The 17,128-nt window shown below is 67.9% G+C and carries 14 protein-coding genes; 8 read left to right on the forward strand and 6 right to left on the reverse strand.

The features are described 5' to 3' along the window. Position 1: 1 nt before the first annotated feature. Positions 2-1,648 carry an FAD-dependent monooxygenase gene (locus N0B71_RS25035; protein ID WP_259755615.1) on the reverse strand — a complete coding sequence of 549 codons (1,647 nt, stop codon included), beginning with the start codon at positions 1,646-1,648 and terminating at the stop codon, positions 2-4. Then, a complete protein-coding gene (locus N0B71_RS25040; protein WP_259755618.1) occupies positions 1,645-3,273 on the reverse strand; it encodes a bifunctional 3-(3-hydroxy-phenyl)propionate/3-hydroxycinnamic acid hydroxylase in 1,629 nt (542 codons plus the stop codon). Before N0B71_RS25040 ends, N0B71_RS25035 begins: the two co-directional genes overlap by 4 nt. A gap of 263 nt (positions 3,274-3,536) precedes the next feature. Here N0B71_RS25040 and N0B71_RS25045 point away from each other — a divergent pair, with 263 nt between their 5' ends. From N0B71_RS25045 to N0B71_RS25080, 8 genes are all read left to right on the forward strand, one after another. Further along, a complete protein-coding gene (locus tag N0B71_RS25045) occupies positions 3,537-4,151 on the forward strand; it encodes a TetR/AcrR family transcriptional regulator (RefSeq protein WP_259755620.1) in 615 nt (204 codons plus the stop codon). Positions 4,152-4,230: 79 nt separating this feature from the next. Then, positions 4,231-5,334, forward strand: coding sequence for a VOC family protein (locus tag N0B71_RS25050; RefSeq protein WP_259755621.1), 1,104 nt, complete (start codon positions 4,231-4,233; stop codon positions 5,332-5,334). A gap of 145 nt (positions 5,335-5,479) precedes the next feature. After that, on the forward strand, positions 5,480-6,433 hold the full coding sequence (locus N0B71_RS25055; RefSeq protein ID WP_259755622.1) for a fumarylacetoacetate hydrolase family protein: 954 nt from the start codon (positions 5,480-5,482) through the stop codon (positions 6,431-6,433). Further along, positions 6,433-8,334, forward strand: coding sequence for an acyl-CoA synthetase (locus N0B71_RS25060; RefSeq protein WP_259755624.1), 1,902 nt, complete (start codon positions 6,433-6,435; stop codon positions 8,332-8,334). The genes N0B71_RS25055 and N0B71_RS25060 overlap by 1 nt, the downstream gene beginning before the upstream one ends. Before the next feature lie 60 nt (positions 8,335-8,394). Next, a complete protein-coding gene (locus N0B71_RS25065) occupies positions 8,395-9,411 on the forward strand; it encodes an MBL fold metallo-hydrolase (protein WP_259755625.1) in 1,017 nt (338 codons plus the stop codon). 114 nt (positions 9,412-9,525) lie between these two features. Beyond that, a complete protein-coding gene (locus N0B71_RS25070; RefSeq protein WP_259755627.1) occupies positions 9,526-11,376 on the forward strand; it encodes a DUF1302 domain-containing protein in 1,851 nt (616 codons plus the stop codon). 13 nt (positions 11,377-11,389) lie between these two features. After that, positions 11,390-12,745 (forward strand): DUF1329 domain-containing protein, encoded by a 1,356-nt coding sequence (locus N0B71_RS25075; protein ID WP_259755628.1) that lies wholly within the window; start codon positions 11,390-11,392, stop codon positions 12,743-12,745. A 91-nt stretch (positions 12,746-12,836) separates the two neighbouring features. Then, positions 12,837-13,067, forward strand: coding sequence for a hypothetical protein (locus N0B71_RS25080; protein ID WP_259755630.1), 231 nt, complete (start codon positions 12,837-12,839; stop codon positions 13,065-13,067). Between the two features lie 131 nt (positions 13,068-13,198). On the opposite strand, the gene N0B71_RS25085 is transcribed toward N0B71_RS25080, so the two are convergent. The 4 genes from N0B71_RS25085 to N0B71_RS25100 form a co-directional block, all read right to left on the reverse strand. Further along, on the reverse strand, positions 13,199-13,888 hold the full coding sequence (locus N0B71_RS25085) for a type 1 glutamine amidotransferase domain-containing protein (protein WP_259755632.1): 690 nt from the start codon (positions 13,886-13,888) through the stop codon (positions 13,199-13,201). Positions 13,889-13,901: 13 nt separating this feature from the next. Next, on the reverse strand, positions 13,902-14,840 hold the full coding sequence (locus N0B71_RS25090; RefSeq protein WP_259755633.1) for an NAD-dependent epimerase/dehydratase family protein: 939 nt from the start codon (positions 14,838-14,840) through the stop codon (positions 13,902-13,904). 32 nt (positions 14,841-14,872) lie between these two features. Continuing rightward, positions 14,873-15,877, reverse strand: coding sequence for an acetoacetate decarboxylase (ADC) (locus N0B71_RS25095; protein WP_259755634.1), 1,005 nt, complete (start codon positions 15,875-15,877; stop codon positions 14,873-14,875). 203 nt (positions 15,878-16,080) lie between these two features. Then, on the reverse strand, positions 16,081-16,932 hold the full coding sequence (locus tag N0B71_RS25100; protein WP_259755635.1) for a LysR family transcriptional regulator: 852 nt from the start codon (positions 16,930-16,932) through the stop codon (positions 16,081-16,083). Positions 16,933-17,128: the final 196 nt, after the last annotated feature.

Genomic DNA, 17,128 nt, shown 5'->3' on the forward strand with positions numbered 1-17,128 from the left:
GTCAGCGGGCTCCACGCAGGCGGTTGAACAGCGAATGGCAATCCATCGGCAGGCTGTCGCCGCGCCAGCACACATGCTGGTCCGGGCGCACCAGGACGAAACGCCGCTCGTACAGCGCGGCCAGGTGGCGCTCGTGCAGCGGCAGCACCGCCAGCGGCACGCGGCATTCGTCGGCGGCCGCCTGCAGCGGCGCGTAATCGTCGGCGTCGGCGTTGAACGCCAGGAGGGTGAAGCGATCCATCGGCAACTGGTCGAACACCGCCGTGCCGTCGTCACGAAACGCACTGGGCAGGCGCGCACCGGACCAGGTGGTGGGCGTGTAGCGAATCTCATCGTAGGCGGGCTCGCTCGCGTGGTCGGCTTCGATCACCGGCGAGCCGTGGTAGCGATAGCCGATCTCGATGCCCAGGGATTCGTACAACCGCGAGACCTTGCGCTCGAACTCCGCACCGATGGCCCGGCGCGCCGATTCGCCCGCCGGCCCGTCGAGGAGCAACGCATCGGTGCTGTGCATCTGCGCCTCGAAAGTCGCCGCCGCGCACTTCTTCACGTGGTCACGGTTGCGCCGGGCGACGGGCAGGCGCTCGGCCTCGTAGCTCTCCAGCAGTTTCGGCCCGCCCCAGCCGGCCAGGCAGGCGGCGAGCTTCCAGGCCAGGTTGTGCGCTTCGGCGACGCCGGTATTCATGCCCAGGCCGCCGGTGGGCATGAACTGGTGCGTGGCATCGCCGGCGATGAACACGCGCTGCCGGCCGAATGAGCGAGCCACCAGGAACTGCGGACGCCATGGCCCGGACTGGACGATCTGGTAGTTGAGCTTCACCCCCAGCGCCGCGTCGATCACGCTTTCCAGCGACTCGCCCGGACGCGGTGCGAAGGGCCGGTGCAGCACATAGTCGTTGCGGCTGGCATCGGGCGAAACCAGCAGCCCGGCGAAGCCCGGACGGGTCAGCCAGGTGTGCCAGTACGGCTGGTTGCCGGGGAACAGCCCGGCGATCTCGTCCGACCGCAGGTGGATGATGAAGAGTTCACCGACCAGGTCGCGGGTGCCGTCGTAATCGATGTTGAGGAAATTACGCACGCGGCTGTTGGGGCCGTCGCAGCCGATCAGGTACTGGGCGAAGAACTGCTGCGCCTCGCCGTTATCCACCTCATGGGCCATGGCCACCACGCCGGTGGAGCCCTGTTCGAAGCCGTACAGGCGCCAGCCCATGCGCAGCTCGATGTTGGGGTCGGCCTCCACCTCGGCCATCAGCACCGGTTCCAGGTGCATCTGCGCGATGCGCTGCATCGACTCCAGCGGCAGGCTGCCATCGCGGCAGGCGCGGATGATTGCTTGTGCCTGCTGCACCGGCTGGTAGATCAGGTGCCGGTCGGCCATGACCGTGTAGAACGGACCGCTGGCCGAGGCCGCCATGGCGGAATACTGGTTGGCCGTGAGCGGGTTGCCCGCGGCACGGATGCGCTCGGCCAGGCCGAGCTGGCGGAAGATCTCCATCGAGCGGCAGTTCACCACGTCCAGCTTGGGATGGCGGGTGGTCTCCTTGCGGTCGTTCAGCAGCACCGAACGCACGCCCAGGCGGCTCAACGCCAGCGCCAGGGTCAGGCCGACCGGGCCGGCGCCACTGATGAGTACAGGGACGTCGATCATGCCGCCACTCCTTGAAGTTGGTTGCTGTGGTGCACCAGCGACAGGCCGGCGAGGAAGCGCGCGGCGACGCGATCGAACTGGTCGGCGCGGCCTGCATCGAAAACGTAGCGGTCAGGGCGGATCAGCACGAAGTCCATGCCGGCGCCATCGAACCAGTCCTGCAACGCGCCGGTGGGGTCGCCCAGTACCGGGCCGTCCGGGTCCTCGGCGAACTCCAGCACGCGCAGGTCCACCTGCTGCGCCAGTCGCTCCAGCACAGCGCCGTGGCTGGCCAGGCGACCGCGCCGGGCCAGCACGGCAAAGCCGTGGCCCAGGGCTTCGTCGAGCAGCACCCGCTCGCCCTCCTCGCCTCGCGTCACCTTCGGCTGCAGCGCCAGGTGACCGGACAGCCGGTGCCCCCAACCGCAGAAACCGGCGGCCAGCGGCTTCTTGCGATTGGCCTTGTCGGTGAACGCCTTGTTGGCGAACGGCACCAGCCCGGCGATGCGGAACAGCAGCCAGTCGCGCAGGAAGGCCACGCCACGATGGCGGGTCTGGATGACGTTGCCCAGGAACATGGCGCCGTTGATGATCTCGCGCACATGGGCCGAACGCTCGGCCACGTAATCGTCGAACAGCGCCGGCCGCGCCGTCCCGCGCAGCACCAGGTCCAGGCGCCAGCACAGGCTGTGGGCGTCACGGACGCCCGAGCACATGCCCTGGCCGAGGAATGGCGGCATCTGGTGCGCCGAGTCGCCGGCCAGGATGATCCGGCCATTGCGCCAGTCGTTGGCCCACAGGCCGTGGAACTTGTAGTAGGCGATGCGGGTGATCTCGATCTTGTCGAGATCGACGAAGTCGCGCAGCTGTTCGCGCACCAGCGCAGGGTCGGTGGCCTCGCGCTCGGATTTGCCGCCGGTGACCATGAACTGCCACTCGTAGTACGGGCCGGCCATCGGCACGTAGGTGACCGGCTGGGCCGGGTTGCACACCTGGGAATGGTTGGCTGGCAGCAAGGCGTCCTTCTGCCCGGAACGGGTCTTGGTATCCACCACCACCCAGGCCTCGTCGAAGTCCGCCGACTCCAGGCGCAGCCCGGCTTCGCGGCGGACGAAGCTCTTGCCGCCATCGCAGCCGATCAGGTAGCGCGCCTGGAACACCCGCTCGCTGCCATCGCGCTGCACGGCCGTGGCGCGCACGCCTTCGGCGTCCTGCTCGACGCCGGTGACGCGGCAGCCATACACCGGGGTGACGTTGGGATAGCGCTTGAGACCGTCGTGGAAGTGCCGCTCCAGGGTCGGCTGGTGGAACCACCAGGCGCCGGGATGGCCGTAGCGGCGATCCTGGCTGCCGATGCGCGAGCGTGTCACCGGCTTGCGTCCGGGGCGCAGGATGATCTCCATGTCGGTGAACGACTCGCTGGTGCGGCCGATGTCGTCGGCCAGGCCGGCGAACTGGAAGATGCGCATGATTTCGTCATCGAAATGCACGGCACGCGGGGCGTAGTAAAGGTCCTCGTCGCGCTCCAGGCCGACCACCGACCAGCCATAGCGGCCCAGCAGGTTGGCCAGCACCGCCCCGGTGGGACCGAGGCCGACGATGATCACGTCACAGGTTGTCGTTCTTGTTGTGGTGGACGGTTGCATTGCTTGCTCCAGTGGAAGACATTGCCGAATCATTTTGAACACTAGTGTTCAATTCGGTCAACTGGAGATCAATTTTTAATCTATCGGCTGGGCCAAACCCGCCGCGCAGAGCCTTTCCCGGACAGCGCGCGCGGGCTGGAAAGGCCCGTAGAACGGGGAGAACCGGGAAAAAGGCAGGCAAATTGACCTCGCATGCACCCTGTTGACTTATTTTGAACGCACGTGTTCAATCACCCCACGCTTGACCCTGGAGCCATCTCTTCATGGAAACCCTCAACCCCGTACAACGCCGCATCCACCAGGCCGCCCTGCGCCTGTTCGCCGAGAAGGGCGCCAGCCAGGTGAACATCAGCGACCTCGCACAGGAAGCCGGCGTGGCCCGGGGCACCGTCTACAACAACCTGCAGTCCATCGATGACCTCTTCCAGCACGTGGCCAGCCACCTCTCGGTGGAAATGCACCAGCGCGTGGTGAAGAGCTTCGGCGAAACCGCCGATCCCGCCCTGCGCCTGGCCAACGGCATCCGCTTCTTCATCCGCCGGGCCCATGAGGAACCGCACTGGGGCGCCTTCATCAGCCGCTTCTCGATGAGCGAGGATTCGCTGCGCGGCATGTGGTTCGGCCCGCCCACCGCCGACCTGCTCAGCGGGCTCGCCAACGGCCGCTACAGCTTCCGCCAGGAGCAGCTGCCGTCGGTGATCTCGATGATCGCCGGCACCGTGCTCAGCTCCATGTTCCTGGTCCTGGAGGGCCACCGGACCTGGCGCCAGGCCGGCAGCGACGCAGCGGAACTGATCCTGCGCGGCCTCGGCGTGGCGCCGGAGGAAGCGCGCAGCCTGTCCACCGGCGAGCTACCGATGCTGCCGCCAGCGGACTGATCCAACCGAACCTGCCAACGCTCCTTCTCAGGGGCGATGGCGAAGCCTTGCCTGACGAAAGCCACGGAGAACAACAAACATGAGCCGTCAGCCCACCTCCGCCCCTCGCACCACTGCCCTGGCGACGCCGCAACCGGCGCGCCATCCGCGGCCGACGGTCAGGGCTCGCGCGCTGGCCCACCTGATCTTCGAGCGCCCGGACCTGGAGCAGGCCAAACGCTTTCTCGGCGACTTCGGCCTGACGCTCGCGCGCCGCGATGCCGACTGCCTGTACCTGCGCGGCACCGGCCCGGCGCCCTACTGCTATCGGGTGCAGCAGGCGGCGCAGGCGCGCTTCGTCGGCCTGGGCCTGGCGGTGGAAAGCCGCGAGGACCTGCAACGCCTGGCAGGCCTGCCGGGCGCCTCGCCGATCCGGGCTCTGGAGTCGCCAGGAGGCGGCGAGAGCGTGACCCTGCGCGACCCTTCCGGCTTCGTCGTCGAGGCGATCCATGGCCAGCAGCCGGCCAGCGCGCTGGTGCACCGCCCGGCGTTGCCGCTGAACCAGGTCGACGAGGCGCTGCGCATCAACGCTACCCAACGCCCGCCGGTGGCGCCGCCGGACATCATCAAGCTCGGCCACGTGGTGCTGGAAGTGGCGGACTACCAGGCCACCTGCGCCTGGTACACCGAGCATTTCGGCTTCATCCCCAGCGACGTGCAGGTGCTGCCGGACGGCTCCCCGGCCGTGGCCTTCCTGCGCCTGGACCTGGGCGACACGCCGGCCGACCACCACACCCTCGCCCTCGCCCAGGGCTTCATGGCCGCGTACAGCCACAGCGCCTACGAGGTGGTCGATGCCGACGCCGTGGGCATGGGCCAGCGGGTGCTGCGCGAACGCGGCTGGAGGCATGCCTGGGGCATGGGCCGGCACATCCTCGGCAGCCAGATCTTCGATTACTGGCAGGACCCCTGGGGCGACAAGCACGAGCACTACTGCGATGGCGACCTGTTCACCGCCGAGCGCCCCACCGGGCTGCACGCGGTCAGCCCCGACGCCATGGCGCAGTGGGGCCAGCGCATGCCCAGGAGCTTCACCAAGCCGCCGATGAACCTGCGCAACCTGCGCGCCTTGCTGCACAACCTGCGCCACAGCCCCGACCTCACGCTGCGCAAGCTGGTCACGCTGGCGCGGATGTTCGGCTAGGGCCGCCAGCGTGCACCGCCGCCGTCTGCTCGCCCGCGCCGCCCTGCTCATGGCCGGGGCGCTGCTGGCCCGCCCAGGCGCCGCTCGCCCGATAACGACAATCGCCGCGCCCACGCGGCCAACCGCTGTACCAGGAGTCGCTTCCATGCCCGTCCACGTAGTCCACTTCGAACACCAGAACGAACGCCACTGGGGCGTACTCCGCCAGGGGCGCATCAGCCTCATTCCGGGCCGCTTCGCCAGCACCGGCGAGCTGATCCGCCAGGCCCGCGTCGAGGAACTTGCCAAGCTGCAGGGCGGCGAACTGGCCCTCGACGAGGTGACGCTGCTCTCGCCGATCACCCGCGACCAGCAGTTCGTCTGCCAGGGCGCCAACTATCGGCAGCACATGATCGAGTCGGGCATGGACCCGGACGCCAAGCACTTCAACATGATCTTCACCAAGGCGCAGAGCTGCATCGTGGCCGCCGACAGCGACCTGATCAAACCGCGCCAGGTGCGCTTCCTCGATTACGAAATCGAACTGGGCCTGGTGCTGCGCCGCGAGATCACCGGCAAGGTCGCGGTGACCGACGCCAACCTGCACGAGTTCATCGCCGGCGTGGTCATCGTCAACGACTACTCCGCGCGGGATATCCAGATCCCGCAGATGCAGTTCTACAAGGGCAAGAGCTTCCGCACCTTCGGCCCGGTGGGGCCGTACCTGTGCCTGCTGGGCCAGGCGGACATGCACTACCTCAAGGACCTGCGCCTGCGCCTGACGGTGAACGGCCAGGTGCGCCAGGACGACAGCACCGCCAACCTGGTGCACGGCCCGGCGGCGACCCTGAGCGAACTCTCCGGCGTGCAGGACTTCGCCGCCGGCGACCTGATCGCCACCGGCACCCCGGCCGGCTGTGCGCTGTCGATTCCGTCGCCGGCCAAGCAGCGCATCGCCGCGCTGCTGCCGGAACGGGTCAAGTGGCAGGCCTTCATGAAGGCCCAGGAAGGTCGCAGCCAATACCTCAAGGCAGGCGACGTGGTCGAAGCCAGCATCCGCAGCGCCGACGGCGTGATCGACCTGGGTGTGCAGCGCAACCGCGTGGTGGAGCAAGCCTGATGGCCGTGAAGGACCTCGCCGACATCCAGGCGCTCGAGGGCGTGCCGCTGGCGCAGCGCGGGCTGCCGGCCAGCACCTACGAGGCGCTGCGCCGCTGCGCCAGCGAACACGGCCGCTCGACGGCGCTGAGCTTCTTCCTCGAGGCGAAGCACTTCCGCCACACCCACGACTGGACCTACGCCGAGCTGTTCGCCGACATCACCCGCGCCGCCAACGCCTTCCACAGCCTGGGCCTCGGTGCCAGGGACGTGGTCGCCTTCCTGTTGCCGAACCTGCCGGAAACCCACTTCGTCATCTGGGGCGGCGAGGCGGCCGGCGTCGTGCTGGCGATCAACCCGCTGCTGGAAGCACCGCAGATCGCCGACCTGCTGCGCGCCGCCAACGCGCGCATCGTGGTGACCCTGGCGCCGACGCCGGGCAGCGACCTGTGGCCGAAGCTCGCCAGCCAGCTCGATGGCCTGCCCAGCGTGCGCGACGTGGTCTGGGTGAGCATGGCGCCCTATGTGGGCACCCTGCCGGGTCTCGCGCTGCGCTGGATGGCACGGCGCGAGCGCAGCCGGCACAAGCGCCTGCAACTTCACGACCTGCGCCAGCTGATGCGCCGCGAAAGCGCCGAGCGGCTGAAGAGCGGCCGGCAGATTCGCGCCGAGGAACCCTCCTCCTACTTCTGCACCGGCGGCACCACGGGCCTGCCGAAGATCGCCCGCCGCAGCCACGGCTCGGAAGTCTTCAACGCCTGGGCCATGGCCGCCAACCTGCAGCCGCGCGAGGCCGGGCAGGTGATCTTCTGCGGCCTGCCGCTGTTCCACGTCAACGGCCAGCTGGTCACCGGCCTGATGCCCTGGACCCACGGCGACCGGGTGATCATCGGCACGCCCCAGGGGTACCGCGGCGACGGGGTGATCGCGAACTTCTGGGCCATGGTCGAGCACTTCGGAATCCAGTTCTTCTCCGGCGTGCCGACGGTCTATTCCGCCCTGCTGCAACAGCCCACGGCGGGCCACGACCTGTCCAGCCTGCAGTATGCGTTGTGCGGTGCGGCACCGATGCCGGTGGAGCTGTTCCGCGAGTTCGAGCGCAGGGTGGGCGTGCGCATCCTGGAGGGCTACGGGCTCACCGAGGGCGCCTGCGTGTCGTCGAGCAACCCGCCCGCCGGCGAGCGCCCCATCGGCTCCATCGGCCTGCGCCTGGCCTACCAGGGCATGCGCGCGGTGATCCTCGACGACCAGGGCGCGTACCTGCGTGACGCCGAGGCCGACGAAGTCGGCGTGATTGCCATCCACGGCCCGAACGTGTTCCTGGGCTACCTGGACGAGAACCACAACAAGGGCCTGTGGATCGACATCGACGGGCAGCGCTGGCTGAACACCGGCGACCTGGGACGACAGGACGCCGACGGCTACTTCTGGCTCACCGGGCGCAAGAAGGAACTGATCATCCGCGGCGGGCACAACATCGACCCGAAACAGATCGAGGAGGCGCTCCAGGCGCATCCGGCGGTGGCGCTGGTTGCGGCCGTCGGCAGCCCGGACCCGCACGCCGGCGAGATACCGGTGGCCTACGTGCAGCTCGCCGCCGGCCAGCGCGCCGAGGGCAGCGAGCTGCTGGCCTTTGCCAACCAGCGGATCAGCGAGCGAGCCGCGGTGCCCAAGCGCATCGAGATCCTCGACGCCCTGCCCGTCACGCCGGTGGGCAAGATCTTCAAGCCGGCCCTGCAACAGCGGGAAATCGCCCGCGTGATCCACCAGGAAGCGGACAACCAGGGCCTGCCCGGCGTCGCCGTGGAGGTGGTGCAGGACGCTCGCCGCGGGCTGGTGGCGCAGGTGCGTGCCGGTGCCGGACGCGAGGCGCTGGCCCGCGCACTGGGACGCTACAGCTTCGCGGTGGACTGGCACGGCTGACCCCTGGCGCCACACGCACAACGCTCGCACCCGAAACAACAATAAGACGAAGGAAGTGCCATGCGAACCCGATTGCCACGAGCCCTTGCCCTGCTGCTCGTCCTCGCCCTGCCCGGCTGCGAACGCATCCAGCAGGCCGCGCTGGATGCGATGGTGCGCGACCAGACCGACCGGTCCCTGCTGCAGGCCGGCTCAGGCCTGCGCGTGATTCTCTGCGGCACCGGCTCGCCGCAGGTGAATGCCACCCGTGGGCTGGCCTGCACCCTGGTCGCCGCCGGGGGCCGGCTGTTCCTCTTCGACGCCGGCGAGAACGCCATGCGCAACCTGGAGCGCAGCCATGTGCCGGTCGAGGCGCTTTCCCAGGTGTTCATCACCCATTGGCATTCGGACCACTTCAACGGCCTCGGCGCGCTGATCAACCACAGCTGGATCAATGGCCGGCAAACTCCCTTCCTGGTCTACGGCCCACCCGGTGTCGAGCAGGTCGTCGAGGGACTGGCCATGGCCTATGCCGCGGACGCCACCTACCGCAGCGCCCACGCCCTGCCGACGACGCCGCGCCAGCTGGCCTTCGCCGAGCCTCGCCGGGTGGAGATTGCCGAGGGCACGGAATCGGTGCGCGTCTACGACCAGGCCGGGGTCACCATCGACGCCTACCGGGTCGACCATCGCCCCGTGGAACCGGCCTATGGCTATGTGCTGCGCTACCAGGGCAAGAAGCTCTTCATCAGCGGCGATACCCGCGTCAGCGAGCGCTACCTCGATGCCCTGCAGGACGCCGACCTGGTGGTGCACGAGGCGATCAATACGCAGCTGATCCACCAGGGCGCCGCCGCCCTCGCCCGCACCGGCCAGCCAGTTCGCGGCGAGCAGGCGCTGCGGGTGCTCGACTACCACGCCGACACGCTCGAACTGGCGCGCCTGGTCCAGCGAGCGGGCGTGCGTCACCTGGTGCTCACCCACCTGATTCCCGCCCCGGACAACGTCCTCACCCGGCGCCTGTTCGTCAGCGGCATGGCCGATGAGTATTCGGGCGAGATCACGCTCGGGGAGGATGCCCTCGACCTGAGCCTCTAGCGCCTCCACGCCACCACCTTCAGCAACTGGCCTGCGCCACGCGGGCCAGCGGGGACCCGCTGTGCCCGAAAAAGGGCCGGCAGACGACAGAACAACAACAAGAGGTCGTGTCAGATGAACCGCAGATTACCCGCCTTGCGTCTTCTCGCGTTACCCGCCGCCATCGCTCTGGCCCTGTACGGCGCCGGCGCGCAGGCGTTCACTTTCTCCCTCGGCGAGATCGAGGGACAGTTCGACTCCAGCCTGTCGGTCGGCGCCAGCTGGGCCATGCGCAACGCCGACGCCGGCCTGCTGCACAGCGCAAGCTCCGACGACGGCAAGCGCAACTTCCGCGAAGGCGAGACCTTCTCCAAGGTGTTCAAGGGCATCCACGACCTGGAGCTGAAGTACGGCGACAGCGGCGCCTTCGTCCGCGGCAAGTACTGGTACGACTTCAAGCTCAAGGACGACGACCTGCACTTCCGAAACATCGACGACCACGGCCGCGAGGAAGGCGCCAAGGCGTCCGGCGCCGAGTTCCTCGATGCCTTCCTCTACCACAACTACAGCATCGGCGACCTGCCCGGCACCGTGCGCCTGGGCAAGCAGGTGGTGAGCTGGGGCGAGAGCACCTTCATCCAGGGCGGCATCAATGCCATCAACCCCATCGACGTCGCGGCCTTCCGCCGGCCAGGGTCGGAGATCAAGGAAGGCCTGATCCCGGTGAACATGTTCTACGTCTCGCAGAACTTCAGCGATCACCTCTCCGCCGAGGCCTTCTACCAGTTGCAGTGGCAGAAGACGGTGATCGACAACTGCGGCACCTTCTTCTCCACCACCGATGTCATGGCCGACGGCTGCAACGGCCTGGCGGCGGGCCCGGTGATCAACCAGAACGCGCTGGCCGTGCAGGCGCTCGCGCCGCTGGGGGTGAACCTCACCGACGAGGGCATCGTCATTCCCCGCGGCAAGGACCGCGAGGCGCGCGACGGCGGCCAGTGGGGGACGGCGCTGCGCTGGTTCGCCCCGGAGCTGGACAGCGAATTCGCCGGATACTTCATCAACTACCACAGCCGCCAACCCTACCTCAGCGTACGCGGCGGGCCGCACATCGCCGACCTCGGCTTCGCCCCGCAGCTGTGCGGCAACCTCGGCCTGCCCAACGGTCTCTGCGGCGCGGTAATGGGCAGCAGCGCCGGCCAGCAGCTCACCCAGGCCTACCGCCTGGGCAGCGCGCAATACTTCGCCGACTACCCCGAGGATATCCAGCTCTATGGCCTGAGCTTCAGCACCAGCCTGCCCACCGGCACCACCCTGGCCGGGGAGATCAGCTACCGGCCGAACATGCCGGTACAGATCAACCCGGTGGACGTGGTCACCGCCACCCTGGGCATCCCCGCGCTCACCCCGGTGTACGGCGATGCGCCAGCCCCAGCCAACGACGCGATCCTCAAGGGCTATCGGCGCAAGGAGGTGACCCAGGCGCAGGTCACCGCCACGCACTTCTTCGACCAGGTGATGGGCGCCGACCGCCTGACCCTGATCGGCGAGGTCGGCCTGACCCACGTCGGCGGCCTGGGCGGGAAGGATGAACTGCGCTACGGCCGCAGCCCGGTGTTCGGCCAGGGGGCGCTGTACCCGGACAACAGCCTGTGTACCGGCAACAGCGCGACGCCGCAGTACTGCAACGATTCCGGCTTCGTCACCAGCAACGCCTGGGGTTACCAGGCGCGCGCCATCTGGGAGTACGCCGACCTCATCGACGGCGCCACCGTGCGCCCCAACCTGGCCTGGTCCCACGACGTCCACGGCTACGCCCCGGAGCCGGGGTTCAACCAGGGCGCGCGGGCGATCAGCGTCGGCGTCGATGGCACCTACCTCAACACCTACAACATGAGCCTTTCCTACACGAACTTCTTCGGTGGCGATTACAACGTGAACACCGACCGGGACTTCGTGGCCCTGAGCCTTGGCGTGTCGTTCTAAGCGGAGAAAACCCATGAACCAGAAACTTGCGTGCGCATCCCTGCTGCTCCTCGCCCTGCCCTTCAGCCTGCAGGCCGCCGTTCCGGAGTCCGAAGCGGCGAAACTGGGCAGCAGCCTCACCCCCCTGGGCGCGGAACGCGCCGGCAACGCCGACGGCAGCATCCCCGCCTGGGACGGCGGCCTGCCCACCAACGCCGGTAGCCGCGGCGCCGACGGCCGCCTGAGCGACCCCTTCGCCGCCGACAAGCCGCTGTTCACCATCACCGCACAGAACAGGGCGCAGTACGCGGCGAACCTCACCCCCGGCCAGCAGGCGATGCTCCAGCGCTACCCGGACTACCACCTCACCGTCTACCCCACGCACCGTTCGGCGACCTACCCCGCCAGCGTGCTGCAGGCGGTGGCCGGCAATGCGCGGCGCGCCAGCCTCGCGGAGGGCGGCAACGGCCTGAAGGACTTCCAGACGGCGATCCCCTTCCCCATCCCGCAGAGTGGCATCGAGGCCCTGTGGAACCACATCACCCGCTACCGGGGCGGCAGCGCCCAGCGCCTGCACGTGCAGGCGACGCCCACCGCCAACGGCACCTACACGCCCACCTACTTCCAGCAGCAGTTCAGCTACCGCGACCAGCTCACCGACTACAGCCCGGACAAGGACAACAACGTCCTCTTCTACTTCAAGCAACTGGTCACTGCGCCCGCGCGCCTGGCGGGCGATGTGGTGCTGGTCCACGAGACCCTCGACCAGGTCCGCGAGCCGCGCATGGCCTGGATCTACAACGCCGGCCAGCGACGCGTGCGGCGCGCCCCGCAGATCGCCTACGACGGCCCCTACCCGGCCTCGGACGGCCTGCGCGTGGCGGACAACCTGGACATGTTCAACGGAGCGCCGGACCGCTACGAGTGGAAGCTGCTGGGCAAGAAGGAAATCTACGTGCCGTACAACACCTTCGCGCTCGACTCCACCACCCACCGCTACGACGACCTGATCAAGCCCGGCCACCTCAACCAGGACCTGGTGCGCTACGAGAAGCACCGCGTCTGGCAAGTGGAAGGCACCCTGCGCGCCGGCGAGCGGCACATCTACGCACGCCGCGTGCTGTTCCTCGACGAGGACACCTGGCAGGCCGTGCTCGTCGACCATTACGACGGCCGTGGCACCCTCTGGCGCGTCGGCGAAAGCTTCATGACGCCGCTGTACGACAAGCAGATCCCCTGGCTGGGCGTGGAAGCGATCTACGACCTCATCAATGGCCGCTACCTGGTGTCAGGCCTGACGAACCAGGAAAAGTCCCAGGTGGAATTCGGCGTGAAGGCGAGCAGCGTCGACTACACGCCGACCGCCCTTCGCAATGCCGGGATTCGCTGATCCGGCGTCGCCGGCGATACGTGGGCAGGCTGCGCTCTGCCCGCGTTGGCAGGCGACGCCAGCGGGCGTACCGAACCGTGGGAGAAGCGTGATGGAGTGTTACGTCTGCAGAGCGCCGGCCACCTGCTTTCCAGCCGGCCACCTGCTGCGGGTGGTCTGCGCCCGCTGCGGTCCGTACCGGATTTCGCAGGGTTCGATCCAGCTGTTCGCCGCCGGCGCGTGCGTGGACGTCGAGCGGACCCAGCGCTGGATCAGGAGCTACGTGGGCAACACGGACCTGCCGCTGCTCTCGGTCAACATCGTGCGGATTCGGCTGCGCTGAAGGCGCCACGCGAAGGCAACGGCAGCGTTCACGCCTTCGAAGGGGCATGGACGCCACGCTGTTCGGTTACCTCGGGTTGACCGGCAACCGAACCTTCAATCATGGCCCCACGGCCAGCACGTCGGCTGGCGTCAGGCGCTCAAAACCGAAATGACCCGTTTGGCCGTGACCTTGGCGGACTGGGGGTTCTGCCCCGTCACCAGGCGCCCGTCGACCACCGCCTTGGGCGTGAAGGGCACCAGCGCTTTTTCGAACCGGGCGCCACGTCGTTTCATTTCGTCCTCGGCGTTGTAGGGCACCTGCTTGGCCACGCCGGCCAGGATCTCCTCCATCCAGGTAAAGCCGGTGACGCGTCGCCCTGCGACGAGCAACGCGCCGTCAGACAGGCGGGTGTTCAGGAGGCCGCAGTAGCCGTGGCAGACGGAGGCGACGACGCCGCCGTGCTCGTAGACCTCGCGGGTGAGTCGCTGCAGGCCCGCGTCATCGGGGTAGTCGTACATCACGGCATGGCCGCCGGTGAAGTAGATGGCATCGAAATCCTTGCCGTGGAGCGCCTCCGGCGAAGCCGTGTTGGCGAGCAGCGCCATGCGGGCCGGGTCGGCCAACCAGCCCTTGGCCGATGCATCGGCGTTCGGCCATTTCAGGGAGCGGGGCTCCAGCGGGACTTCCCCGCCCTTGGGGCTGACCAGCTGCTGCTCGTAGCCCTGGGCAGCGAAAAGATCGTAGGCGTGCGACAGCTCCGATAGCCACAGCCCGGTGGGCTCGGCGGGGTTATCGAAGTGAGCCACGTTGGAGACGACATGGAGAATACGACGGGGCATGGCGGCCTCCCTTTCAAACGTGATTGCGGCGGGACTCGGCCAACATCTGCTCGAGCCCTTGGCGATAGGTGGTCACCTGGAACTGCGGGAAGCGCTGCTTGAACTTGCCCGAGTCGAACAGGTTGTCGTGGGCATAGCGCGGCAGCAGCTCGCGAAGTTCACGTACCTGGCGGGAGACGAGGCCCAAGGCCACCAACGTCCACTTGCCGAGCACCTGATGGGACGGTTCACGGCCGACCTGTTCGCAGGCCAGCGCGACGAGCTCCCGGTAGGTCAGGCGAGCGTCGTCGCAGGGCAGGTGCCAGGTCTGCCCGAAGGCGTCCGCCGCATTGCCCAGCGCCGCCAGCGCACGGCTGGCATCCGGCGTCCAGATGAGCGTGCGGCGGGTGTCGTCGCGCACCGGTACGCGGGCCGTCTGGCCGGCGTTGATCCGGTCGATGACCAGGGTGTTGGTAATGCTCTGCGTCTTGCCGGGACCGTAGAATTCCGGCGCGCGACCGATGAGCACGGGGATCTCGCCCCGCGCCATCTCCTCCAGCACCATCGATGCCATCGCCGCACGCACCCTGCCCTTGCGCCCAACGGGGGCGAACTCGGTGGCCTCCGTCAACAGGCGATCATCCTGCGGGTACATGTAGGTATTGTCGAAGTAGACGAACCTGGCCTTCGCTGCCCGGGTCGCCTCCAGGGCATTCCTCAGCATGGTCGGGAACTGCTCCTCCCACAGCTGCGTATCGGGCGGCAGGCCCGCCGTGAAGTAGACGATGCGGCTGCCCTCCACCGCCCTGGCGGTCTGGCCGGCATCGAGCAGGTCGGCCGTCACCAGGGCGTCGGCATCGTTGACCTTGCGGGGGTTGCGGCTCACCAGGCGCAGGTCGGTCGTGTAGGCACGGTTCAGCTCCCGCGCCAGTTCCACCGCAATCTGGCCGGTGGCGCCCAAGATGGTCTGCATGCGTTCTCCTCATTCGGCCGGGCCGGCCCCGCTCACTCGCGCACCAGCATCGTTTGCAGCGGCGCCGGCGCATACAGCGCACTCTGGAACTGCGGCACGTACTCGTACTTCAGCAGCGAACCCAGCTTCAGCGACTGGATATAGGTCGACAGACTGCCGTCGCCCAAGGTCAGCTTGACGGCGTCCGAGCGCGTCGTGGAGGCGTGGCGCAACTGCCGGGAAACGGCGTAGCCGTAGCTGAGCTCGGCCTTGTGGTCGAGGTTGGTGAAGCTGTTGGTGACCAGCTCCACGTCCTGGGACAGGTCGTCGAGCTTTGCCGTCTCCAGGGTCACGTCGACCTTGCCGGTCTGGCTATCGCTGATGCTCACGACCACCGAGGTGTCAGTCTCACGGTAGTCGATAGGGGTCAGCCACTTGGGCAGGTTGTAGCCCACCACGCCGCGCACCCTGGCCAGTTCGGTGTTCACCGGCAGTTTCAATACGTACCCCCACAGGTCCTTGCTCATCGACTGGCTGATCAGGCTGATGGGACCCAGGTTGCTGGCGCCCGGCTTGTTGGTGACGATCGACAGGGCGATCTCGTTGTAACTGTCGTTGTCGCAGTAGTGATAGGCGTAGGCCGTCAGCGCGACCACACCGCGCCCCGGCCAGATCTGCAGCGGTTGCACCTGCTCCAGCACCTTGGCCGGCATCAGCGCCCGGAGCCTGTCCAGGTCGGCCGTGAAAACCGCCGTGACCCGACTGTTGTTGTAGTAGAAATTCGGCGAATAGGATTCGAAGCCCATGTCGACCCGGGTTTTGGTCAGCGTCCTGAACCAGCTCAGGTCGATTTGCGGGGCTTCCTGGGCGATCACCGAGAGCGGCGGATTGGAGTGGTAGCGGGCGTACAACCCGCCCGCCACGACAGGAATCACTTGCCCGGCGATGGTCGTGGTGGCCTGGGCAGTGGTCGGCTCGGCGGGCTCGGAAGCCCAGGACGGCACAACGGCTGCGCCCAGGAGAAGGCCGGAAGCAAGAGCAAGTGAAGCGAGTTTCATATCGAGGGTCTCCGCGTCGTGGGCTGCCCCCCTGCGTGGGGGAACAGCGTCTGCACACCGAATCAGGGGGCGGTGTCTGTGCGGAACCCTAAGGTTAAAGTTAGCTTCAAGGTCAACAAGGCCCGAGGCTTATTCACGGCGCGGTGGGCAGGGATAAGGGCGATGAATGTGGCTCGCCCGGCGGATCGCCGCGGGGGCGCGGCTCAATCGCTGCCGAGCATGTCGCCGGCCAGTTCTGCCAGCGCGCGCAGGCGGTCCAGGCGCCGCATGTCCTGGTGGTAGCCCATCCAGATATCCCGCGAGGGCGGCGCTTCGCTCAGTTCGATGCGGGTCAGGGCCGGCAGCTGGTCGCCCAGCGAACGCGGCAGAACCGCCACCCCCAAACCCCGCGCGCACATCTGCGCCTGCACGGTGCGGCTGCTGCTGGTGAACACCGTGGGCGCGGCGGGCAGCATGCGCTGCAGCCACAGCACATCGGGGTAGTAGGCCTGTGCGGTATTCATCAGGATCAGCTTGCAGCCCGCGCCATCCCGTCCCGGCTCGAAGGGCACGGCGGCGCTGGTGTACAGGCCGTAGGGCATGATCATCAGCCGGCGCTGCACGATGTCCGGCTGGTCGAAGGGCACGATGCGAAAGGCGATATCCGCTTCGCGGCGGGTGAGGTCCGATAGGCGCTGCCCGGCCATCACCTCGGGCACCACGGCCGGGTAGCGGCGCACCAGCTCGCTCAACACCGGCGCCAGCACGTAGCCGGCAAACCAGTCGGCGGACGAGATGCGCAGGATGCCTTCGGGCTGCTCGCTGCCATCGATGCGCCGGGCAATGGCCAGGGCGCTGCTCTCCATTTCCTCGGCAAGGTTGAGGATGCCCTCGCCCATCGCGGTCGGCACCAGGCCCTGGCTGGTGCGCCGGAAAAATGCCTGGCCGCTGGCCTGCTCCAGCGCCTGCAATCGCCTGCCCACGGTGGGGTGGCTGACACCCAGCTGCCTGGCCGCCGCGCCCAGGGAGCCGGCACGGGCGATCGCCAGGAAAAACCGCAAGTCATCCCAATCCACCCCGCCACCCCCTTACAAAAATGAACGCGCAATGTGCAGCGATGGCAGTCCCGCCCACGCCTTCCGGCTTTCAAACTGCGCTCAGTCCAGCCTGGCAGCGTCGCCAGGCCAATTCCACACCGTTCAATAGTGTACGTAGCGTTGCTCTGACCCGGCCAGGGGCTGTTCGAACCTGGCGGCCACGTGTCGTTTCCCG

The sequence above is a fragment of the Pseudomonas sp. GCEP-101 genome (assembly GCF_025133575.1).
In the GTDB taxonomy this organism is placed as follows: domain Bacteria; phylum Pseudomonadota; class Gammaproteobacteria; order Pseudomonadales; family Pseudomonadaceae; genus Pseudomonas; species Pseudomonas nitroreducens_B.

What these genes read in the sequence shown, in the direction of transcription:
- N0B71_RS25095 (WP_259755634.1), bottom strand. Translation starts at nt 15,877, where the DNA reads ATGAAACTCGCTTCACTTGCTCTTGCTTCCGGCCTTCTCCTGGGCGCA.
- N0B71_RS25080 (WP_259755630.1), top strand. Translation starts at nt 12,837, where the DNA reads ATGGAGTGTTACGTCTGCAGAGCGCCGGCCACCTGCTTTCCAGCCGGC.
- N0B71_RS25055 (WP_259755622.1), top strand. Translation starts at nt 5,480, where the DNA reads ATGCCCGTCCACGTAGTCCACTTCGAACACCAGAACGAACGCCACTGG.
- N0B71_RS25090 (WP_259755633.1), bottom strand. Translation starts at nt 14,840, where the DNA reads ATGCAGACCATCTTGGGCGCCACCGGCCAGATTGCGGTGGAACTGGCG.
- N0B71_RS25065 (WP_259755625.1), top strand. Translation starts at nt 8,395, where the DNA reads ATGCGAACCCGATTGCCACGAGCCCTTGCCCTGCTGCTCGTCCTCGCC.
- N0B71_RS25035 (WP_259755615.1), bottom strand. Translation starts at nt 1,648, where the DNA reads ATGATCGACGTCCCTGTACTCATCAGTGGCGCCGGCCCGGTCGGCCTG.
- N0B71_RS25070 (WP_259755627.1), top strand. Translation starts at nt 9,526, where the DNA reads ATGAACCGCAGATTACCCGCCTTGCGTCTTCTCGCGTTACCCGCCGCC.
- N0B71_RS25075 (WP_259755628.1), top strand. Translation starts at nt 11,390, where the DNA reads ATGAACCAGAAACTTGCGTGCGCATCCCTGCTGCTCCTCGCCCTGCCC.
- N0B71_RS25045 (WP_259755620.1), top strand. Translation starts at nt 3,537, where the DNA reads ATGGAAACCCTCAACCCCGTACAACGCCGCATCCACCAGGCCGCCCTG.
- N0B71_RS25050 (WP_259755621.1), top strand. Translation starts at nt 4,231, where the DNA reads ATGAGCCGTCAGCCCACCTCCGCCCCTCGCACCACTGCCCTGGCGACG.
- N0B71_RS25085 (WP_259755632.1), bottom strand. Translation starts at nt 13,888, where the DNA reads ATGCCCCGTCGTATTCTCCATGTCGTCTCCAACGTGGCTCACTTCGAT.
- N0B71_RS25060 (WP_259755624.1), top strand. Translation starts at nt 6,433, where the DNA reads ATGGCCGTGAAGGACCTCGCCGACATCCAGGCGCTCGAGGGCGTGCCG.
- N0B71_RS25040 (WP_259755618.1), bottom strand. Translation starts at nt 3,273, where the DNA reads ATGCAACCGTCCACCACAACAAGAACGACAACCTGTGACGTGATCATC.